Source organism: Rhodoluna miladensis (SeqCode) (assembly GCF_965234705.1).
Classification (GTDB): domain Bacteria; phylum Actinomycetota; class Actinomycetes; order Actinomycetales; family Microbacteriaceae; genus Rhodoluna; species Rhodoluna miladensis.
Genome location: NZ_OZ248465.1, coordinates 800,769 through 822,094 on the forward strand (window position 1 = coordinate 800,769; position 21,326 = coordinate 822,094).

A 21,326-nucleotide genomic window follows, 5' to 3' on the forward strand; every position below is an offset into this window, starting at 1 on the left:
AGAAATCAGAATGGCACTATCAGCAGCAGAAGTACTTGCAGGACTAGCGGAGATCGTAACCGACGAGACCGGCATCGCAACCGACGTCATTGCACTAGATAAGTCCTTCACCGACGACCTAGACATTGACTCAATTTCGATGATGACCATTGTGGTAAACGCCGAAGACAAATTCAATGTGAAGATTCCAGACGAAGAAGTGAAGAACCTTCTTACTGTTGGAGACGCCGTGAACTACATCACTAAGGCCCAAGGCTAAAAACCTTGTTCAAAAAAGTTGTTGTCACCGGAATTGGCGCAACCACGCCACTGGGTGGCGACAGCAAAGCAACTTGGCAAAACCTTTTAGCCGGCAAATCGGGTATTTCAACACTGACCCAAGAATGGGTTGCTAAACACGAGCTACCAGTGACCTTCGCCGGCCAGGCCAAAACCCCTGCCACTGAGGTTCTAACTCTCCAGGAAGCCAAGCGTCTAGATCCTTCCAGCCAGTTTGCTCTTATAGCCGCGCGCGAAGCATGGGCTGATGCCGGATCTCCTGAAGTAAACCCGGAGCGACTAGCCGTAGATTACGCAACCGGCATCGGTGGGGTTTGGACGCTTTTGGATGCCTATGACACTTTGAAAGAGCGCGGCCCAAGACGAGTGCTACCGATGACCGTCCCTATGCTGATGCCCAACGGTCCAGCTGCAGCCATCGGTATGGACATTTCAGCCCGTGCCGGAGTTCGAACAGCGGTGTCGGCATGTGCTTCGGGAACTGAAGCCATCGCCAATGCATTTAATCGCATCCGAAATGGTGAAGTTGACGTAGTTGTGGCCGGTGGGTCAGAAGCTGCTATTCACCCACTGCCGATTGCTGCCTTTGCTGCGATGCAGGCTCTTTCCAAGCGCAATGACGCACCAGAAAAGGCATCAAGACCTTACGACATAGATCGTGACGGATTTGTCATGGGCGAAGGCGGTGGCGCACTAGTTCTCGAAAGCGAAGAGCACGCATTAGCTCGAGGAGCCAAGATTTATGCCGAGGTTGTTGGCGCATCTGTAACTTCTGACGCGTATCACATCACAGCTCCAGACCCTGAAGGATCCGCTGCAGCCAGAGCAATGATTGGTGCAATAGAACAAAGCGGATCGACTATCTCCGATGTTGTACACATCAACGCCCACGCAACCAGCACCCCGGTTGGCGATATCGCCGAATACAACGCGCTCAAGAGAGTCTTTGGCGATCACCTGCCCAAGATTGCTGTCTCAGCTACAAAGAGCTCAACTGGCCATTTGCTCGGCGGCGCGGGAGCTATCGAGGCGATTTTTACAGTTCTTGCTCTTCACGAGCGAACTGCTCCCCCAACTATCAACCTGGACAACCCAGATCCAGCAATCGATCTGGATGTTGTCACAAGTCCTCGAAAACTAGAGGGGTCGAATATTCTGGCCATAACTAACTCGTTCGGCTTCGGCGGACACAACGCCGTGGTTGCTTTCCGATCCACCAATTAGTTCTCGGTAAGGCTCTAGCTCGTCGTCCCACCCCTGACCCAAAAGTCTTCTGAGCTCAGCCTGAAGTTTAAGAATGTTGGAGCCAGCTTTTTCAATAGAGGCTCGAAGCTGATTCTCACCCACAACAAGATTTCCGGCTTCATCGGTTGCGCAATGGAACATTCCAAGACTCGGTGTGAAGGACCATCTGGCACCAGAAAGTGCTGATTGATGAATTACTTCAAAGCTCAACTGTTTTAGATTCATAAATGCCGATGCCAGCGTGGCACAGTCATTTAGGCTGCAGTCAATGGCTACCGACCCGCGAAAAATAGAATCTGAAGAGTCTTCTTTGCTCCAGCTGATTTTGGTGGGGTTGCCAGTGATACCCGAAATGGTCCATTCGACATGGGTAAGCAAAGCACTTGGCGCGCGGTGTATTAACACCAGGCCTTCAGACATACAATCACCTCCAAACCTAGGTACGTCTTCCCCTACGACCTGTATTTGGTGGTGCTCTAAGGCTAGAGCAGATGGGGCTCGATGTCAAAAAACCCAACTAGCATATAGGGGCTATGAGCAAACTATATTTCCGTCACGGAGCCATGAACAGCGGTAAATCTACCGCCCTACTTCAAGCCGCCCACAACTATGAAGAGCGCGGCCAAGCAGTTCTACTGGCCAAACCCGCCGTTGATACCAAGGGCGACACCGCCATCTTGTCGAGGCTCGGCGTTGATCGCCACGTTGATTTCCTAGTGACGCCAGAGATAAACCTGCGTACCGAGTTTCAGAAAAGATCTAGTTTGCAGCGCGAGTCAACTGGAAAGCGCGTGGCTTGCCTTCTGCTAGATGAAGCCCAGTTCCTAACTCGGGACCAAGTTGATCAAGCACTGGAAATTGCAGTGCTGGATGACGTGCCAGTTCTTGCCTTCGGTATTCGAACCGATTTTCTGACTAATGGTTTTCCTGGCTCACTTCGCCTTCTGGAGATTGCTCACAGCCTAGAAGAGCTAAAGACCATTTGTCGCTGTGGCAAAAAGGCCATGTTTAACGGCCGAAAGGTAAACAACGAATTTGTCTTTGATGGCGCACAGGTAGCCATAGATGGCGATCAAGTCACCTACGAATCGCTTTGCCCTTCTTGCTATTACCGCGAAAAGTCGGCGTCGAAGGCTTGAAACTCAAGTTCACCGGTGCGAGCTTTTATAACCCAGCCGCCAAGACTTTTGATAATGAACTATTTGCCGAAGATGGCTTCGTCATCTCTCCTGGCTCATTTGACCAAGAAATAGCGCTTGCCCCAGGTTTTGTGTTTCCAGCCTTCCGTGACGGCCACGCTCATCCGGTGTTTGCGGGACGAGAGGCCTCAGGTCCGGTAGTTTCAAAAGCTACCTCTATAGTTGAAATTCAAGCGATTCTTTCTAGCTACCGCAAAGCCAATCCCGAACAAACCTGGATTGAAGGCGGAGCCTACGACCGCTCTATCGTTGAGGGTGGAATATTCCAAGCGACTTGGCTTGATGAAGCTGTATCGGATGTTCCGGTGGTACTCCATGCAAGCGATCACCACACAATTTGGGTAAATAGCAAAGCACTTGGTCTAATCCCCTCACCACTTCCTCAACTAATTTCTGGATCAATCGACGATGATGCAAACGGTGTCCCAACGGGTGTGCTCCGAGAGCCACAAGCCATGGCGCTTGTGCTGGATAAGGCACCAGCAAGAACAATCGAACAAGAAGTGACGGTATTGGCCTGGGCCGATCAAGTTCTAGCCAAACAGGGAATCGTTGAGGCCCAGGACGCTTGGATAACACCCGGCATGACTGAAATCTATTTGGCTGCCATTTCCACAGGCGCGCTGCAATTGGATTACAACTTGGCCTTCAAGATAGAGCCACACGAGTGGGTCAAGTCACTCGAGTTTGCAAAAGCCGATCGCGACAAAGTTATTGCCCTTGGCAGCTCACAGCTAAGCGCCAAAACATGCAAGTTCTTCGCCGACGGAGTATTTGGAAGTGGAACAGCGTCAGTGCTTGAGCCTTACCTCGATGATGTTCACAATCACGGTGAACCACTTTGGAGCAAGAGCGAGCTCGAGGATGCCTGCCTAGAGGCTGCGAAAGTTGGCTTTCAATTGCACATTCATGCCATCGGAGATGCCGGGGTTAGACAAGCACTAGATGCTATTGAGTTTGTGCAAGAGCGCCTCGGAATGGCACAACTACCAAATGTGATCGCCCACGCTGAGCTGGTCTCTGATTCCGACATTGCTCGATTCGCAAGGCTCAATGTGATTGCCAACATGCAGCCGCTTTGGGCTCAGGCCGATGGAATGCTGATGAGTTGTGTGCCAAGGCTTGGAATCGAACGCCTCGACCAGATGTATCGGATGCGGGATCTAATCGATAGCGGTGCCACCATAGCTTTTGGTTCTGACTGGCCAGTATCAAGTTCAAATCCAATTCTGGGAATTGCCACAGCTGTCACAAGGCAAACTGCTGATGCTAAGCCCGAAGGTGGATGGACAATTGAGCAAGCCATTACATCCGATGAAGCATTCGCCAGCTACAGCTCAGCGGTGTCATATCAGATCACTGGGAACAAGTCAGTTCCACTTAGTGTGGGTCAGCCATGCGATTTTATAGTCCTTGACAAAAACCCGTTAGAGATTGTCTCAAGTGCACTGCGAGAGATAAAAGTCTTAGCCACTTTCAAGGCTGGTAAAGATCTAGCCAAGCACTAGCAAAGCCACGTTTACAAACGCAGCTGCAATTAGTAGATGAAAAATCACTCTAGGTGGTTTAGGCCTAAGTGCTAAGACGCTAGCGGTTATAACCAGCCCCATAGTCAAACCAAAGCCCATCCAAGCAACAACCAGATTCAAACTGGTTGATTGGGTCACAACCAGAAGCGATGCTAAAGCAGCAGCTCCCGAAATTGCTAGAGCAGAAACTCTTTGGCCAAGCATATGCGGCAAGGCTCGCACTCTGGTTTCTCGGTCATCCATTAGATCAGGTAAGGCATTGGCAAAGTGGGCAGCAACGCCCAACAAACCCGCTGCAAGCATGACCCACCACATCGGAAGCTGCGGGTTCGAAAGCGACAAAGTCACAAATACTGGGACTATCCCAAAACCTACCGCGTATGGCAACGCGGATAAGGCGTTTGACTTGAGCCCTAGATTGTATGACCAGCCAACTACCAGCATTGCAACCATGGTCAGTAAAACCTCCCAACCAAGGCTTGTTGCTACAGCCAGAGCAATAACCGCCGACACGAGAGAGGCATTTCGAACCAGCTTGGCGGATACTTCGAATCGTACGGTTGGCTTGTCGTTTCGACCAACAGTCTTGTCTCGCTCATAATCAAGCCAGTCATTGGACAAACCAACAGAGAACTGCTGAAAGAGTATGCCTAAGCCAACAAGAACAAATTTCTCAAGTGGCATGCCATACCCAATAGCCAACAAAACAGTAAAGCCGGTGACAGCAAATGATGGAATTGGGTGTGTGGACTTTAGTAGTCCTATCGCGCGAGCAAAGAGTTTAGAAATCAATGGCAGCTCGATACGAGACTTGATCTAAGTCTTTCTGCCAATTGGTCTCCCGGTTCTTGGGGCATTTGTGGGGAGTACGGGACTTGAACCCGTGACCGACGGATTATGAGTCCGCTGCTCTAACCAGCTGAGCTAACTCCCCTCTGGCCAATTCCAAGCCTACTGCTCCTCGCGTCGGAGCCTCTCGGCGGCTTTCTTAACGCTTTTTCGAACCCGGATCTCTATTCGTCTTGCTGCGAACACAACATCGTCTCGCACTTCTTCGAATTTCTCGATGACGTCCTCACGAGCTTCCCCGGCTCTTTCGCGTAGCTCAGCACCGGCTTCTTCGGCGCGGGCTCGAAGCTCAGCAGAACGCTTTCGGGCGAGCATGATTGATCTACTCAAACGCTTGCTCAGCCGTCCAATTGGAAGGCTGTAGGTAGCGAGGTTGTCAGCTGACTCCTCAGGTTCTGCAACATCTCCGCGGTAAAGACCTTCAAAAATCTTGATGGTGGTTTCTATATCGTGCGACTGAATCAAGTGAAGTGAGTTCTCTGAAAGACGATCCAGCTCTTCTTGGCCGGCAGTAAGAACCTTCAGCAGCCGGTCAGCAAATGCTGCAACGTCATCCGGTGGGAACAAGTAGCCGTTATCGCCATCGTGCACCAGATGAGGAAGCGCCATAGCGTCAGCCGCCACTACCGGGCGCCCAGAGGCCATGGCTTCCATGGTGGCGATGGACTGAAGCTCGGCAACAGAGGGCATCGCAAACAATGTTGCTCTCTCATAGGCCTGAGGCAGTTCCTGGTCTGTGATGTGGCCACGGAACTCAACGTTGTGATCAATGGCAAGATCTTTAGCTAACTTCTCGAGGTACTCGCGCTCACCCCCGTCGCCGACGATCTCAACTTTCGCATTCAGACTCTTTGGCAGCAAGGCGACTGCCTTTAGGAGGTTATGGATGTGCTTTTCATAGTCCAGTCTGCCTAAAAACAGAATCCTTGGCTCCTTGTTGGATGTAGGCGTACGGTTTGCAAACTTGGATGCCTCAATTCCGCAGGAGATGGCCAGCACACCGGTTAGTCCTGAAGCTTCTTCCAAAAGAGTCGCTGCGCGTCTGGTGGGGGTTGTGACAACGTCTGCTTTTTTAAGGACTCGTCCAGCATCCTTCCAAGCCAGATCCATAACCCACTTCTCCGCCCAGCGTGGAATCACAAGTGAATACTTGATTAGGTTCTCAGGCATGATGTGGTTGGTGGCAATAACGCGAATGCCAAGCTCCTGGGCTGATTTGAGCACAAATCTTCCAACAATCATGTGGGAGTTAATGTGGACAGCTTGAGGCTTGATGGCGCGAAGTAGCCGGTCAGCTTTTTTCTTTAAAGTGAAGGGCCAGACATACCTAAGGGTCTTGTGTTGAATCACTCGGTAACTTTTGATGCGGTGAACAGTCATCGAGCTTCCATCGTGAACCTCGGTGAAAGAGCCAAAGGTCTTGTTGTGGGCTGGGGCAATCACGTGCACCTCGTGGCCATCCCTGACCAGCCCAGAAGCTAGCCGTTCCGCGAAGCGTGAGGCTCCATTAATGTCCGGCGGAAAGGTATCGCAAGCAATCACCACTCGAAGTGGCGTTGAAGTACTCAAAATCTCAGTCAATTGTTTGCCTTGCGAAGCAGGTAGAAAGTTTGCTTAGCTCAAGTTTACTTGACTCGCCTTTTTCCTAGGACGCAGCTCAGGATGCACCCTAGATAGCAGGTAAACACCAGAAACCGCTACGAGCCCGCTGAGGATAAAGGCCGCAATAGAGAACCCACTTGCCTGCTGAGCCTCTCCCAGCACTCCGATGGCTATTCCAACCGCAACTAGCGGATCGATAACTGTAAGGCCCGCGATCACTAGATCCGGTGGACCTGAAGAGTATGCATTTTGAACAAACCAGCCACCCAAAAACACTGCTCCGACCATGCTCACTAGTGCAAGAGCTGTGAGGGCGTCGTAGTCCATCTGATACAGCCTTTGAATAACAACCTTGGCCAAAGTTGCAACAAATCCGTAGAGCACACCAGCGCCCAGGATGTAAGTGAGAGCTTTGGCCTTTTTGCCGAAAGTGAAAAAAAGCACTGCGAAAGCAATCAGAATAATCACTAGCAGACCCAACACCCGAAGCAAGTTTGCATCGGTTAGCTCCACCTGGGAGGCCACCTGAGATGCGGTGATCACGAACCCGCCCACCCCGAAGGTTGAAAGCCCAATGGCCAAAATAGTTCCGCGGTTGAGTTTGGTTTTGGTTGATCTGGCATTTAGTAGCGAGGTAATAACTAAAGCGATGGCTCCGATTGGTTGCACCACGATAAGTGGAGCCAGCGTTAGAGCTGCGACCTGCAAAACCATTCCCACACCCATCAGGCCAAGACCTGTCATCCAACGCGGACGGACAAACAGTCGCCCTAGCTCCTTTAGTGAAAGTGAACCTCGACGCCTAGGAGTCTTCTCGGTAGATTTGCCAACTGCTTGATTTTGAAACTGTGCGCCAAAGGCCAGTGCTACTGCAGCGAGTATTGCGAGCACGATTGCGAGTTCTCTTAGTTCTGGTCCCAAATCAATACCTCAATCAACAAATTCGAGCCTAACCCCGTTTCTGCCCGAAGTTCTGAGCTAAACAGCTAGATTTATGGGGTGATTAGGCCAGTTCTCATCTACGGAGACCCCGCATTGCACCAATTGGCTTCTGAAGTGACCGTTTTTGATCAGCAGCTCGAGCAGTTGGTCCAGGACCTGTTTGACACTATGGACAAGGCCCCTGGAGTAGGGTTGGCGGCACCGCAGATCGGTGTTAACTTGCGCGTGTTCGTATACAGCTATCCCGACGATGACGATAACCCTAGGCGTGGTGTTGTTATAAACCCCACTCTCACCCACACATCTATCGAAGCCGGTCCAGCGGATGATGAACTTGAGAGCGAAGGCTGCCTTTCTTTCCCAGGTGAAAGATTCGCCCTCAAACGAGGCGAAAACGTAATCGTTGAGGGAGTCGATCTAGAAAACAAACCAGTACGTATTGAAGCAGAGGGTTGGTTTGCCAGAGTGTTCCAGCATGAGTTTGATCACCTCAATGGAATCATCTACGTAGACAAGCTGGAGTTCGAATCCAGAAAAGAAGCTTTTGAAGTTATGGAGCAACTGGGCTGGAACAAACCTGGGGTTTCCTGGTTGCCCGGCACTGACAATCTAGAAGACTAGAACAAAAGTCTAAGTAACGCTGCAATAGCGGCCGCAACAACCACAACCACGACAAAAGGGACCCGTAGGTAAAAAAGCAATCCCGCAAGTGCCAAAGCAGGAACTCTCGCATCAATTGAAATTCCTGAAGCAGAGACAAAGGTCTGAATACCAACCAAACCAGCCAGTAACGCAACCGTCAGTAGTGCCGCCAGCTCTTTGATTCTTGGGTTGGAGACAAATCTTTCCGGAACCAAATAGCCAAACAACTTCCAGGAGTAAACCAACGCGCTGGATAACAAAACTGCTGACCAAAGAGTCACTTTTTGCCACCCCGCATGCCATACAGCCAAAAACCAACGGCCAAGAGTGCTGTAAGCAGTACCGGTACCCCTGCTGGCAGAACTGAGGAAAGCGAAATTGCAACAAACGCTGAAGCTATGGCTAAAGTCAAGAACTTGGACTGGCTTAGGCGTGGCCAAATCAGTCCTAGAAAAGCTGCACCGGCAGCTGCGTCAAGACCCCAGTCGGTTGGATTACCAATCTGGGAACCAAGCACTGCTCCAAGAAAAGTAAAGAAGTTCCAGAACACAAAAACAGCGATACCGGTGAGCCAAAAACCCAAACGCTCCTGCTTGCGATCTGGTTCTCCAAGCAAGGAAACGGCATTCGACTCGTCGATAGTTAACTGGGCTGCCACCGGCATCATCAAACCGCGCACAGACAAAACTGGATTCATCCGGATCGCATAGAAACCGTTCCTAACACCCAGTAGCCAAGCAGACAAAATTGCAGGAACAACCCCCGCTCCCGTGGCTATAACACCAATGAACGCGAACTGACTACCCCCGCTAAACATCAAAAGACTAAGTGCCATGGTTTGCCAAAGATCTAGCCCGGCAGCAACCGAGAGCGCTCCGAAAGATATTGCATAGACGCCGGTTGCGAAACCCACCCCAAGGGACACTGCAGTGATCGACTGCTGCTTACTCGACATCTAGTAACCCCGATCGATTCATAGCCACTACTAACTCAACCGAACTAGATACCGGTAAGCGTGGAACTAGTGCATTCAAAGAATCTATATCGAACTTTTTGATCTTTGCTAAATCCGATGACTGCCAAACAGTCTTTAGCTTTTTTACGCTACTGGATAGCTTCTGGGGCAATTCGTCCACTAATCTCACAAAGTTCAAATCGACCGCTCGATAAGTAGGCTGCGAAGAAACAAGGTCCCAAATAGCACTAAGCGAATAAGCAGTTACTCCAGTAGTGGCTTTGGATACAGCGGTCACTAAACCCTGGGCGCCTTGGTCGACTGAAACAACATCAAAGATTCCCTCCTGCAGAGCATCAAGCAGCAAATCTGGTTGCGTAAATGAGGCAGTCAAAACCGCCGGTGGGGCCTGCTTTGGGCCACCCAAATTTCTAAGACTCGAGTAGAAACTTACCCCTGCACCAGAAAAGAGCCTTTGATCTAACACTAAAACGTCAATTAGAGATTGCTCGATTGCCTCAAGGTCATCTTGTGATCCATCGGAATCAAACACAACTTCAAACTTAGGTTCTGAGGATAGGACCAACTTTCGGCCAAAGCGAACATCAGAGTCCGTGTCAAGCAAGCCAATGCGAATAGTGGAAGGCATTTAGGATGCAGAGTCCAAATTGACGCCAATTCCGGTTGCAGGAAACATTGCAGAGACCGTGAATCCAATTCCAACCACACGCTGCACCTCTAGCGATCCGCCAAAGCTCTCAGCTCGTTCACGCATAGCTGTGAGTCCAGGCCCTGTGACTTTTTCTAGAAGTGTGTCTAGGTCGTCCTGCGCCTCGTAAGGAACTGGCAATCCATTAGGTCCCAAGGTCGCACGTCTGACTATTTCAACACCATTGTCCTTCACGATTACTTGCAAACCATTTTCAAGCCAGGAAATCTCAACTGCAGCCCTGGTGCCTTTTGGGTTGTGCTGTCTAGCATTTTTTAGAGCTTCGAAGATTATTCTGTAAATAGCTAGCTCAGCCGACTGATCTAGTGCAAACCGCTGTCCGAAGTGCGAGATGGAAACATCAAGTCCGGTTTCCCTCATTCTTATGGCCAGGGATTCAAGGTCTTCAAGCGTTGGAGGCTTGGTTGAAACTGCTGTGCCGCGGTTGATCATGTCGAAAAGTCTTCGCAGCTCGGTATGGGCGCCTCGGGCGCTATCCAGCACCTTCTCTAAAGCTCTAAGTCCAGCTTCTGGATTTGCCTTGGCCGAGTAAATGCCTCCCTCGGCATTGGTGATCACTGAGGACAGCTTCTGAACTACCGTCTCATTGATATCTCTTGCAATTTCAAATCTCTTGGCCTGTTCGGCTAGTTCAATTGAAAGTTTTAGCTGCTTTTCTTCGTAGACAAGTCGATCGATTTCTGTACCAACATGAACCATGCGTGTCATAAGAAGCTGGCCCAGAATCCAAGAAAGCGATACCAAGCTAAGCGCCAGCAAGGCCAGCGTTAGGAAGATCACGACTCGACCGATTTCATCGAGTTGGATTGCTCCACCAAATACTTCCAAGTTAATCGTCGGGTTAAACCCAACGTTGGCTGCAAAAACCAACCCTCCAAAAATGGCAACCACGAAGTTGATTTCGCGCCAGGGCTTGGGACTGAATGCTCCAACTACAAAAGCCAAAAGCGCAATACCAATTGAGCCAAAAATTGGAAGCAAGGAAAAGCTGACCTGAATAAGGCTCGCTATAAGAACGAGTGCGGAGGCTAGATAACTGAGCTTTCGAACAAATAGAAAACTTGCCGCTATCGCAAGTGAGCCAAGCATCGCCATGATGCCTTGGGTGGCAAGATCAAGCCCACCGAGGGTGAGAAAGACGAATGCCGCGAGAGCTATTTCTGGAAGCCAGTTTCTGTTTTGGATCCACCGAATCACCGGCACCTCCTGAAAGTGGCCATTTTGTCGCTAAAAATCAGAAGCTCCCCGGCTTGGACTCGAACCAAGAACCTATCGGTTAACAGCCGATTGCTCTGCCAATTGAGCTACCGAGGAATGCTTTCGCAGAAACCAACACTACCAAAATTTAGGGCTTCCAGAGCCTTCAGTAGCCCTGCTCTGGGTCTACTTGGCCAATCCAGGGGCCCTGACCCAAAAAGGCTTTCACGTTGTGCTGAACCCTGATGGCAAAGTGTCTTTCGACTATTTCCTTGGTGTCAGCAGTATGAGGAGTGACAATCAGGTCATCTCTGCCAAACATCGGATCTCCATCAGGAAGTGGTTCAGGGTCTGTAACATCCACAGCAGCCCCAGCTAGCAGTCCTTGATCCAAAGCAGTGAGCAGATCGGCTGTGTTTACGATTGGGCCTCTTGCTACGTTCACCAAAAATGCAGTTGATTTCATCTTGGAGAAAAGCTCCAAGTCAAATAGCCCTCGGGTCTTCTCAGTCAAAGCACACGCAACAACTACTAGGTCTGCATCAGAAATCTTTTGACCTAAATTGGCAAGTCCAAACACTTCGTCTGCTCCAGGTACTTTGACCTCTTCTTGATTTCTACAAACCGAAACCTTTGCCCTAAAAGGCTTTAGCATCCCAATTAGTTCATCTGTGATTCCACCTGCGCCAATCAGCAAAACGTTTGCATCGTAGAAGCTAACCGCCTCGCGCTTGCCCCAGCTGGTTGCCTTTACTCGAACAGGAAGTTTTCTTCCCAGTGCTAAAGCCAAAGCAAGTGCGTGCTCGGCAACTGGTTCTTTGTATGAACCCTTTGCACTAGTGAACCTAACTGGAGCAGAGAGAATTTTGGCAAAGGCGTCTACGCCCGCAAAAGGAAGCTGCACCCATTCGATTTGCGGATTCTCCGCCAAAGTAGTTGAGAGTAATTCTGGTGCTGAGTAATCGGTCCAAATCAGCGCTTTCACTTCTTTTGAAAGCGGTGCTACCTGTCCCCCGCCTGAAACCACAGCATCTTCATAAGAAGCAAAACTTTTAGGCTCAATGGCAATTAGATTGTTAGCCACCTTGAAGCTTCCTTCTGCGCTCTTCAATGGAAACTAGTTCACGCTGAATTTGTTCGATCTTGGCCGTCTCGGCAGGATCTAGTTGCCTAAGCACTGCCTGCATCGATAGCTTCTGCCTAGTAAGCAAGGCGATGAAGCCAGCGTTTACAACACCGGAGACATACTTTTCCAGCTCCTGGTCGTTTCTGGCAGGCAGTTCAGTTGCAGCCAAAGAGCGAAGGGCCGAGTGAAGAGTTGGTTCAAGTGCTTCAGAAATCATTGGCAGCCAGTTATTGTCACTTCGATGCTCCAGAGCTGAGTAAATAGCCTTTGCAATTGCGCCGTGTGCTCCAGCAAGGAAATCCCCCGACGAAAGCTGCTTTAGATCTTCGGCTGCGACCATCGCGGGTTGCTGAACAAGAACTTCAAGTAATTGACGTTCAAAACGCACAGCTGGATCCTTTAGGTCAGGTGCTTGAAAAGCAATTTCGACAGGAGCTTCTGGAACCGAATCTTGGCGAAGCGGTGCAACCGCTGAGACAACCTTTTCTTTGATGGCTCTATCAACCAGGGCGCTTACTTCAGATAAGTCAAGGTTCACCCAGTTAGCTAGTTCTCGGATGTAAACCGATCGCAAAGCAGAATCTCGAATTGTTGCTATGACGGAGGCAGATGCTCTTGCGGCACCGACTCGACCCTCAACAGAATCTAGGTTGAAGTTCTTCATTTTCTGTTTGATTGCGAACTCATAGATTGGCTTCTTGTTCTCAATCATCAGAGCAACTGCTTCGTCGCCTTTTTGGACTCGAAGATCTGATGGGTCAAGCCCGTCGGGACCGACTGCTATAAAACTATTGGCGTGGAACTTGTCGGCGTCGGCAAAGGCTCGCATAGCTGCCTTCTGGCCGGCTTCGTCGGGATCGAATGTGAATATGACCTCGGCTGGATTATCAACGTTTGCTGAAAGCATCCGATTCAGGATACGTATATGCTCATCGCCAAACGCAGTGCCGCAGGTAGCAACCGCAGTAGTAATTCCCGCCAAATGGCAAGCCATGACATCTGTATACCCCTCAACGACAACAACTTTTTGTGACTTAGAGATTTCCTTCTTGGCTAAATCGATTCCATAGAGCACAGCTGACTTGTGATATACCGGTGTCTCAGAAGTGTTCAGATACTTCGGGCCCTGATCGTCATCAAAGAGTTTTCTAGCTCCAAATCCAATCACCTGATTAGAGGTATCTCGAATCGGCCAGATCAGTCTGCCGCGAAACTTGTCATAGAGCCCACGCTCGCCCTTGGAAGAAAGGGATGCGGCGATTAGCTCTTCTTCTGTAAAGCCAATGGCCTTTAGGTGATCCGTCAGGTTGTTCCAACCCTTTGGAGCAAAGCCAACCCCAAACATTTCTGCAGCTGCTTTGTCAAAGCCGCGAGATTTCAAGAAGTCTCGCCCTGGAATTGCCGGGTCAGTCATCAGTTGATCTTGGAAATACTTAGCCGCTGCCGCATTGGCTTCGTAGATTCGTGCCTTCTGGCCTTGATCTGGACCCTTTGCGCCAGCTTCATAAGTGAGGGTGTAGCCGACCTTGCCTGCTAAGTTTTCAACCGCTTCATAGAAACTAAGCGATTCCATTTCCTGCAGAAACTTATAGACATCCCCTCCTGCTCCGCAGCCAAAGCAGTGGTAAAAACCCTGCAGCGGTCTTACGTTGAACGATGGCGATTTTTCTTGGTGAAAAGGGCAAAGACCCTTAAGGCTTCCAGCACTTGCAGGCTTTAAGGCAACGTAGGAGCCGACAACATCAGCGATGTTTACTCGAGCTTTGACTTCCTCGATGTCCCTAGGGCTAATCTTTCCCGCCATCAGCTAATCCTATTTACCCTTGAGTTCAGCGTGCAGGTTCAAAGCTGAAACGTCAGTTAGTGAAGCGACCTGGTCAACTACCACTCGGTACTTCTGGCTCTCCGTCTTAGCTTCAGTCCAGACGCTCTGGCAATAGTGATCCAAGTGCTTTCCATTTGATGCCAGTAACGCCTCAGTCAACTCGGTAAGAACTTCGCGTTGCCAGGTGTAGTAAGGCTGACGCTTTTCGTCCGTCATCAAAAATACCGACACAATTCCCTTGAGAACTGCAATTTCGCCCCTGACATCGCTCGGCACGACAAGCGAGCCGTTATAGCGAACTAGGTGGGCTGAGGCATTCGACTCAAGAGTGCTCTTTGTCGATCTGCCAACGAAAGAGCCAATTAGGTAGCTCGTTAAGTTCTTCAAGGTTGCTTGGTCGGCCATAGAAGATGAGTAGCTGTTTAGCCAGTAAAGATTCTCGCTAAGCCTTTCAAAGGCAGCCTGAATTTCATCGATCGATAGTTCTGGTGCCGCCCAGCTTTGAATCTTTGAAAATAGATCTTTGTGGTTTGATGCTGATGCAAGCTCTGCAAGATCAACGTATCCGGAAACAACGGCGTCTTCAAAGTCGTGCACGGAGTAAGCAACGTCGTCGGCAAAGTCCATTACCTCTGCTTCGATGCACTTTCGATTTGAGGTAGAGCCTTTACGCAAAAACTCAAACACCTCTGCATCGTCTTCGTAGTAACCAAACTTCACAGACTGATTACCGCCGGCTTCAGCAACACCTTCGGAGCGAGCCCAAGGGTACTTGCACGTGGCATCAAGGCTCGCTCTAGTTAGATTCAGACCACGAGTTTGACCATTTGAATCGATGACCTTGGGCTCAATTCGAGACAGCAGCCTGAGTGTTTGGGCGTTACCTTCGAAGCCACCAAAGTCCTCTGCCCAGACGCTAAGTGCTTTTTCTCCGTTGTGTCCAAATGGCGGGTGCCCTAGATCATGCGCCAAGCAAGCGGTGTCGACAACATCTGGATCGACTCCAATGGCCTGAGCCATTTCGCGGCCAACTTGAGCTACCTCTAGAGAGTGAGTAAGCCTAGTTCTTGCAAAATCCCCATTGGTTGGCGAAAGAACTTGAGTCTTTGCTCCCAGGCGACGAAGTGCAGATGAGTGAAGCACGCGTGCGCGGTCTCTGGCAAATTCACCGCGCTTAGCTGAATTAGTTCTATCCTCAGGAACAAATCTCTCGGTGTCAGCTGAAGAGTATCCGGGGGTATTCACTTAGCCCCCCGATACATTTAGCTCGGCTTCGAGAAGGGTTGCTTTGGCGGATTCGCCAAGTTCTCTCGAGTCCAACCAGTGCTCAGGTAAGGCACAGGTCTTTACCGAACCGGCGCGACCGCGAGGTCCTTCAGCTTCTTCGCCAGGGTATGGCATGGAGCGATCGAGTGTCCCAAGAAGCTGATCCATGTGATCAAGATTCTCAACGCTTGCCAGTGCCGCCCTGAATTCTCCACCTACCGGGTAGCCCTTGAAGTACCAGGCCACGTGCTTTCGAATATCTCTGCAGGCACGAAGTTCGTCTTCAAAAAACTCGACTAACAAAACTGCGTGCTTCTTGAATGCGTCAGCGACTTCGCCCAAATTTGGCTGGATCTGCGAATAGTCAATCTCGGCATTGGGATTTGCCATATAGGAACGAAAAGCCTTTTCCAAGTCCGCAAAAAGCCATGGGCGTCCTAGGCAGCCACGTCCAACAACTACTCCGTCAACGCCAGTTTGCTTCATCATGTTTACCGCGTCCTGAGCGCTCCAGATATCGCCATTACCAAGTACCTGAACATCTGGCAGAGCCGAGCGAAGCTGAGCGATGGCATCCCAGTCAGCTGTGCCTGAGTAGTAATCGGCAGCAGTTCTTCCGTGAAGTGCGACGGCTGCAACCCCGGCGTCACGAGCGGCTTTTCCTGCATCAAGAAAAGTTAGATGATCGGAATCAATGCCCTTTCGCATCTTCACAGTGACAGGAATACTTCCTGCAGCCTTCACAGCCGATTGAACAATTGCTTCGAAAAGGTCTTTCTTCCAAGGTAGAGCTGCTCCCCCGCCCTTGCGAGTGACTTTTGGAACTGGGCAGCCAAAGTTTAGATCGATGTGATCGGCACGATCTTCAGCAACCAGCATGGTAACTGCGTCAGCAATCGTCTTTGGGTCAACTCCATAAAGCTGAACCGAGCGCACCTTCTCAGATTGGTGGTGACCGATAAGTCGCATGGATTCTTCGGTGCGCTCAACAAGCGCGCGGGAAGTGACCATTTCAGAAACGTATAGTCCGCCACCAAACTCTTGGCAGAGCCTGCGGTAGGCGGTGTTTGTGATTCCAGCCATTGGTGCAAGCACAACAGGCACATCAATGGCGATGTTGCCATAAGTTAGTGCGGGTTTCTGTGTTGCCTGCATGAGAGAAAAGTTAGACCAACTTCTCGGCTAGATAGCCCTTGAGCTTGTCTAGCGAAACGCGTGACTGCGCCATGCTGTCGCGCTCACGGACTGTGACGGCTTGGTCCTCAAGAGATTCAAAGTCCACAGTGATACAGAACGGGGTTCCAATCTCATCTTGTCTGCGGTAGCGACGTCCAATTGCTCCAGAATCATCAAAGTCAATATTCCAAGAACCACGAAGATCCTGTGCCAGGTTCCGCGCCACCGGAGACAGATCTTCGTTTCGAGAAAGAGGAAGAACTGCAGCTTTGACTGGAGCTAGTCGATAGTCAAGGCGAAGCACTGTTCTAATATCTACGCCGCCCTTGGTGTTTGGGGCCTCGTCTTCAGCGTAGGAATCAACCAGAAACGCCATCAGCGATCTTGTCAAACCAGCAGCTGGTTCGATGACAAACGGAGTCCATCTCTCGCCCTTGTTCTGGTCGAAGTAGCTTAGGTCAACGCCGGATTCACGAGCATGGGTTGCTAGATCAAAATCAGTGCGGTTGGCAACACCTTCAAGCTCACCGAACTCACTGCCCGGGAAACCAAATCGGTATTCGATGTCTACGGTGCGCTTTGAGTAGTGTGAAAGCTTTTCCTTCGGGTGCTCAAACAGGCGAAGATTCTCGGGGTTGATACCAAGGTCGGTGTACCAGTTGTAACGCTCCTGAATCCAGTACTCGTGCCAAGTTTCATCGGTTCCTGGCTCAACGAAGAACTCCATCTCCATCTGCTCAAACTCGCGTGTTCTAAACACAAAGTTTCCAGGAGTGATCTCGTTTCTGAAGCTCTTACCAATTTGACCAATACCAAACGGGGGCTTCATTCGAGCCGCGTTTAGTACGTTTGCGAAGTTAACGAAAATTCCCTGAGCGGTTTCAGGACGCAGGTAATGCATTCCCGATTCGTCTTCAACAGGACCTAGGTAAGTCTTTAGAAGACCGTTGAAAAGCTTTGGCTCTGTCCAGGCATCTCGAGTACCACAGTTGGGGCAAGCGATGTCCTTCATCGATTCTGGAGCGCGACCCTTTTTCTCTTCGAAGGCTTCCTCGAGGTGATCCGCCCTAAATCTCTTGTGGCAGCTGGTGCACTCAATAAGTGGGTCAACGAACTCTTTAACGTGTCCGGAGGCTTCCCAAACTCTTCTTGGAAGAATTACAGAAGAATCAAGACCGACAACATCCTCACGGCTGTTTACAACCGAGCGCCACCACTGGCGCTTGATGTTTTCTTTTAGCTCCACACCCAATGGTCCGTAGTCCCAAGCCGAGCGGGTTCCACCGTAGATTTCTCCAGCAGGAAAAACAAAGCCCCTGCGCTTGGCAAGCGCGATAGCTGAATCTAGGCGATTGGTTATTGCCACGATGAACTCCAAATTGGGACTAGAAAAAGGCCCGAAACCGAACCGACGCCCAGTTTACTTGACTGGCTTTGGCTTGGGGCTGTCGATTGCACCGCCGAAACGGCGCTGCCTGGTTGAATACTCAGCGATTGACTCCCAGAGCGCTTTGCGGTCAAAATCGGGCCAGAGCACCTCGCTGAAGACCAGCTCGGCGTAGGCGCTTTGCCAAAGCAAGAAGTTGGAAATTCGCTTCTCCCCAGATGATCGAATGAATAGGTCAACATCCCCAAGTGGGTTGGTCGAAAGCATCTTTCCGAAACTTTTCTCTGTGACTGAACCTGGCTTGATCTTCTTTTTCGAAGCAAGTAAAGCAATCTCATTGACTGCATCAACAATTTCAATTCGAGAGCCGTAGTTGACGCACATCGTTAGAGTAAGAACCTTGTTGCGTGTAGTGAGCTCCTGAGCAGTTTCCAGTTCGTCAATTACGCTCGCCCAAAGTTTTGGTCTTCGACCGACCCAACGAACTTTCACACCCCAGTGATTAAGTTGATCACGACGTGCACGCAAGACATCTTTATTGAAGCCCATTAGAAAACGGACTTCTTCGGGAGAGCGTTTCCAGTTCTCGGTTGAGAAAGCAAAAACAGTAAGCTCGCTAACCCCAGCTTCAATAGCCCCTGCGACAACATCGAGCAAAGCGGCTTCGCCGGCTTTATGCCCTTCGATGCGAGTCAAGCCTCGCTTGTTTGCCCATCGACCGTTACCGTCCATGACAATAGCAACATGCTTTGGGACTTTTTCAAACTTGGGTGCTTTGATTCCTTTTTTTGAAACTTCAAGAAAATCCATCATGCTCTTTCTACATGCGGCATGGACTTTAGCCCCCGCTCGATGTGCCACTGACTGTACGCAGCAACAATACCCGAAGCGCTAGAGCGAGCAGAATCTGATGCTTTTTCAGCTTGATCCCAATCCCCCGAAAGTAATGCTCCAAGGAGGTCGCTGGTCTGAGTTGAAATAGAGACCGCACCTATTGGTTTGCAGTCTTGGCAGACAACTGATCCGACCTGCATTACGAATGCGCTGTGAGGTCCTGGGGCCTCGCACCTGGCGCAGTTATCAAAACTTGGTGCCCATCCTGCAATTGCTAGGGCTCTAAGCAAATATGAATCCAAAATCAAAGACGAGTCATGCTCTTTGCTGGCAAGAGATCGAAGTGCACCAACAAGCAGTAGGTATTGCTGCGGCGAAGATTCTTCAGAAGTTAGTCGCTCTGCTGCCTCCACCATGGCATTTGCTGAAGTGAAAGCAGCATAGTCGTCAATTATTTGACCGCCATAGGACCCGATTGTTTCCACTTGGTTCACTATGTCGAGAGATTTACCTTCGTAGAACTGAGCATCGACAACCATGAATGGTTCCAGCCGAGATCCAAATTTCGATGCGGTTCTACGAACACCCTTAGCAACCGCGCGAATTTGACCTCGGTAGCGCGAAAGCAGCGTCACAATTCGATCTGCTTCACCCAGCTTCTGGGTGCGCAAAACTACGGCTTCATCTCGGTATAACGGCACCTAACCAGTATCCACTGGCTTAAGCAAAGAAAAGCTCTAGCGGATAGCGCGGTTCACGCCAGAAATTACGGCTTTGAGAGACGAGGTGGCGATATCCGAATCAATACCAACTCCCCAAAGCGTCTTTCCTGCCACATCAAGCTCAATGTAGGAGGCCGCTTGTGCATCTCCACCGGCACTCATGGTGTGCTCGACGTAATCCAGCAGCCTGGTGTCAACCCCTTGGGCTTTGAGGATAGAAAGGAAAGCAGAGATTGGACCGTTTCCAGTTCCAGAAACGGCGATCTCATTAGCGCCATCGCGAAGAACTATATCTAGCTTAACTTCGCCATCCATCTCGCTCTCGGTCTTCATTCGCTTGAGCTCAAAGCGTCCCCACTTTAGTTCGGGCTTGCTGTTTGGAGCTGGCAGATACTCGTCCTGGAAAATCTCCCAGAGTTTTTCACTGCTGACTTCGCCACCTTCGGAATCAGTAAGTCCTTGAACAACCCTTGAAAACTCAATCTGAAGCTTTCTTGGAAGATCAAGCGAGTGATCTGACTTCAATAGGTATGCCACTCCACCCTTACCGGATTGAGAGTTCACTCGAATCACTGCTTCGTAGCTTCTGCCAACATCCAGTGGATCAATAGGAAGGTAAGGAACTGCCCACTCCAGATCGCCAAGACTCTTGCCTTGCGCCTCTGCAGTTTTCTGCATTGCCTCAAAGCCCTTCTTGATTGCATCTTGGTGTGAACCAGAAAATGCGGTGTAGACCAAGTCGCCACCGTAAGGCGATCTTTCTGGAACAGGAAGTTGGTTGCAGTACTCAACGGTTCTCTTGATTTCATCGATATCAGAAAAATCAATTTCCGGATCAATGCCCTGACTGAACAAGTTCAAACCAAGAGTCACAAGATCCACGTTTCCGGTGCGCTCACCGTTTCCGAACAAGCAGCCTTCGATGCGGTCTGCTCCAGCCATGTACCCCTGCTCGGCGGCCGCGATTGCAGTGCCACGGTCATTGTGCGGGTGAAGAGACAAAAGGATTGACTCGCGTCGAGCCAAGTGCCTGCTCATCCATTCGATTGAGTCGGCGTAAATGTTCGGAGTGATCATCTCAACGGTTGCCGGCAGATTGATCACCATCTGGCGCTCAGGTGTTGGGCCGATTTCCTCGATTACAGCGTTGCAAACTTCAACTGCGTACTCAAGTTCGGTTCCGGTATAGCTCTCGGGTGAGTATTCATAGTAAATCTTGGTCCCAGGAAGTAGGTGCTCAAGTGACTTACACTTTTTCGCAGCATCCAGGGCAATCTTCTTGATTCCGTCTTTGTCCTGGTTGAATACAACCTTGCGCTGCAAGACGGAAGTTGAGTTATAGAAGTGCACAATTACGCTCTTTGCGCCCTTTAGTGACTCGTAGGTGCGCTCAATCAAATGATCTCTAGCCTGAGTAAGCACCTGAATAGTCACATCTTCGGGAATGTGGTTTTCTTCGATAAGCACACGAACAAAATCAAAATCTGTCTGACTGGCGGAAGGAAAACCAACTTCTATTTCCTTGTAGCCCATTCGAACAAGCAGCTGGAACATCTTGAGCTTTCGCTCTGGAGACATAGGGTCAATTAGTGCCTGGTTGCCATCACGGAGGTCAACAGCACACCATCTTGGGGCTTTGGTGATTCGCTTGGTTGGCCAGGTGCGATCTGGAAGATCTACAGTGATCTGCTCGTGAAAAGGTTTATAGCGATGAATTGGCATCGCAGAAGGTTTTTGATTGTTCTTCATCTGTGTTCTCCTTGAAGTATGGAAGTGAGCTAGCCGTAGCGGAATTCACCGCGACGAGGAGGGCCTATTTAG

General features: G+C 50.2%; 21 protein-coding genes and 2 tRNA genes. 5 read left to right on the forward strand and 18 right to left on the reverse strand.

The features are described from left to right. Positions 1 to 10 precede the first annotated feature (10 nt). Positions 11 to 259, forward strand: coding sequence for an acyl carrier protein (locus AC8GDC_RS03970; protein ID WP_506557378.1), 249 nt, complete (start codon positions 11 to 13; stop codon positions 257 to 259). Positions 260 to 264: 5 nt separating this feature from the next. Then, complete coding sequence (fabF, locus tag AC8GDC_RS03975) at positions 265 to 1,503, forward strand: beta-ketoacyl-ACP synthase II (RefSeq protein WP_506557379.1); 1,239 nt, start codon at positions 265 to 267, stop codon at positions 1,501 to 1,503. Here fabF and AC8GDC_RS03980 read toward each other — a convergent pair. Next, entirely contained in the window at positions 1,417 to 1,944 is a 528-nt protein-coding gene (locus AC8GDC_RS03980; RefSeq protein ID WP_506557380.1) for a DUF3145 family protein, read from the reverse strand. The two genes, fabF and AC8GDC_RS03980, sit on opposite strands and share 87 nt — an antisense overlap. Before the next feature lie 113 nt (positions 1,945 to 2,057). Here AC8GDC_RS03980 and AC8GDC_RS03985 point away from each other — a divergent pair, with 113 nt between their 5' ends. After that, positions 2,058 to 2,663: a thymidine kinase gene (locus tag AC8GDC_RS03985; protein ID WP_506557381.1), complete on the forward strand. Its 606-nt coding sequence runs from the start codon at positions 2,058 to 2,060 to the stop codon at positions 2,661 to 2,663. Then, the gene (locus AC8GDC_RS03990) at positions 2,660 to 4,231 is read left to right on the forward strand and encodes an amidohydrolase (protein WP_506557382.1); all 1,572 of its coding nucleotides are present in this window, start codon (positions 2,660 to 2,662) and stop codon (positions 4,229 to 4,231) included. Before AC8GDC_RS03985 ends, AC8GDC_RS03990 begins: the two co-directional genes overlap by 4 nt. On the opposite strand, the gene AC8GDC_RS03995 is transcribed toward AC8GDC_RS03990, so the two are convergent. The 4 genes from AC8GDC_RS03995 to AC8GDC_RS04010 all read right to left on the reverse strand — a co-directional run bounded on the left by AC8GDC_RS03995 (position 4,217) and on the right by AC8GDC_RS04010 (position 7,594). Then, a complete protein-coding gene (locus tag AC8GDC_RS03995) occupies positions 4,217 to 5,044 on the reverse strand; it encodes a UbiA family prenyltransferase (RefSeq protein WP_506557383.1) in 828 nt (275 codons plus the stop codon). The two genes, AC8GDC_RS03990 and AC8GDC_RS03995, sit on opposite strands and share 15 nt — an antisense overlap. 68 nt (positions 5,045 to 5,112) lie before the next feature. Further along, a tRNA-Ile gene (locus tag AC8GDC_RS04000) sits at positions 5,113 to 5,186 on the reverse strand. Between the two features lie 17 nt (positions 5,187 to 5,203). After that, entirely contained in the window at positions 5,204 to 6,682 is a 1,479-nt protein-coding gene (locus AC8GDC_RS04005; RefSeq protein WP_506557384.1) for a glycosyltransferase, read from the reverse strand. A 33-nt stretch (positions 6,683 to 6,715) separates the two neighbouring features. Then, on the reverse strand, positions 6,716 to 7,594 hold the full coding sequence (locus AC8GDC_RS04010) for a DMT family transporter (RefSeq protein ID WP_506557385.1): 879 nt from the start codon (positions 7,592 to 7,594) through the stop codon (positions 6,716 to 6,718). Positions 7,595 to 7,759: 165 nt separating this feature from the next. Here AC8GDC_RS04010 and def point away from each other — a divergent pair, with 165 nt between their 5' ends. Further along, positions 7,760 to 8,266, forward strand: a complete 507-nt coding sequence (def, locus tag AC8GDC_RS04015; RefSeq protein ID WP_506557386.1) for a peptide deformylase — start codon at positions 7,760 to 7,762, stop codon at positions 8,264 to 8,266. Here the strand turns inward: def and AC8GDC_RS04020 are convergent. The 13 genes from AC8GDC_RS04020 to leuA all read right to left on the reverse strand — a co-directional run bounded on the left by AC8GDC_RS04020 (position 8,263) and on the right by leuA (position 21,254). Continuing rightward, entirely contained in the window at positions 8,263 to 8,568 is a 306-nt protein-coding gene (locus tag AC8GDC_RS04020) for an AzlD domain-containing protein (protein WP_506557387.1), read from the reverse strand. The two genes, def and AC8GDC_RS04020, sit on opposite strands and share 4 nt — an antisense overlap. Next, positions 8,565 to 9,242, reverse strand: coding sequence for an AzlC family ABC transporter permease (locus tag AC8GDC_RS04025; RefSeq protein WP_506557388.1), 678 nt, complete (start codon positions 9,240 to 9,242; stop codon positions 8,565 to 8,567). The genes AC8GDC_RS04020 and AC8GDC_RS04025 overlap by 4 nt, the downstream gene beginning before the upstream one ends. Then, complete coding sequence (locus tag AC8GDC_RS04030) at positions 9,232 to 9,891, reverse strand: hypothetical protein (protein ID WP_506557389.1); 660 nt, start codon at positions 9,889 to 9,891, stop codon at positions 9,232 to 9,234. The genes AC8GDC_RS04025 and AC8GDC_RS04030 overlap by 11 nt, the downstream gene beginning before the upstream one ends. After that, positions 9,892 to 11,169, reverse strand: a complete 1,278-nt coding sequence (locus AC8GDC_RS04035) for a sensor histidine kinase (RefSeq protein WP_506557390.1) — start codon at positions 11,167 to 11,169, stop codon at positions 9,892 to 9,894. A 44-nt stretch (positions 11,170 to 11,213) separates the two neighbouring features. Continuing rightward, positions 11,214 to 11,286: transfer RNA gene (locus AC8GDC_RS04040), tRNA-Asn, on the reverse strand. Positions 11,287 to 11,335: 49 nt separating this feature from the next. Further along, the gene (locus AC8GDC_RS04045) at positions 11,336 to 12,253 is read right to left on the reverse strand and encodes a D-isomer specific 2-hydroxyacid dehydrogenase family protein (RefSeq protein ID WP_506557391.1); all 918 of its coding nucleotides are present in this window, start codon (positions 12,251 to 12,253) and stop codon (positions 11,336 to 11,338) included. Then, on the reverse strand, positions 12,246 to 14,099 hold the full coding sequence (gene dnaG, locus AC8GDC_RS04050) for a DNA primase (protein ID WP_506557392.1): 1,854 nt from the start codon (positions 14,097 to 14,099) through the stop codon (positions 12,246 to 12,248). The genes AC8GDC_RS04045 and dnaG overlap by 8 nt, the downstream gene beginning before the upstream one ends. A gap of 9 nt (positions 14,100 to 14,108) precedes the next feature. Continuing rightward, positions 14,109 to 15,365, reverse strand: coding sequence for a deoxyguanosinetriphosphate triphosphohydrolase (locus AC8GDC_RS04055; RefSeq protein ID WP_506557393.1), 1,257 nt, complete (start codon positions 15,363 to 15,365; stop codon positions 14,109 to 14,111). Further along, a complete protein-coding gene (dusB, locus tag AC8GDC_RS04060) occupies positions 15,366 to 16,541 on the reverse strand; it encodes a tRNA dihydrouridine synthase DusB (RefSeq protein ID WP_506557394.1) in 1,176 nt (391 codons plus the stop codon). 10 nt (positions 16,542 to 16,551) lie between these two features. Further along, the gene (locus tag AC8GDC_RS04065; protein ID WP_506557395.1) at positions 16,552 to 17,928 is read right to left on the reverse strand and encodes a glycine--tRNA ligase; all 1,377 of its coding nucleotides are present in this window, start codon (positions 17,926 to 17,928) and stop codon (positions 16,552 to 16,554) included. A 54-nt stretch (positions 17,929 to 17,982) separates the two neighbouring features. Next, positions 17,983 to 18,762: an isoprenyl transferase gene (locus AC8GDC_RS04070; protein ID WP_506557396.1), complete on the reverse strand. Its 780-nt coding sequence runs from the start codon at positions 18,760 to 18,762 to the stop codon at positions 17,983 to 17,985. Beyond that, the gene (gene recO, locus AC8GDC_RS04075) at positions 18,759 to 19,484 is read right to left on the reverse strand and encodes a DNA repair protein RecO (RefSeq protein WP_506557397.1); all 726 of its coding nucleotides are present in this window, start codon (positions 19,482 to 19,484) and stop codon (positions 18,759 to 18,761) included. Before recO ends, AC8GDC_RS04070 begins: the two co-directional genes overlap by 4 nt. A 36-nt stretch (positions 19,485 to 19,520) precedes the next feature. Then, positions 19,521 to 21,254 carry a 2-isopropylmalate synthase gene (leuA, locus tag AC8GDC_RS04080; RefSeq protein WP_506557398.1) on the reverse strand — a complete coding sequence of 578 codons (1,734 nt, stop codon included), beginning with the start codon at positions 21,252 to 21,254 and terminating at the stop codon, positions 19,521 to 19,523. Positions 21,255 to 21,326: the final 72 nt, after the last annotated feature.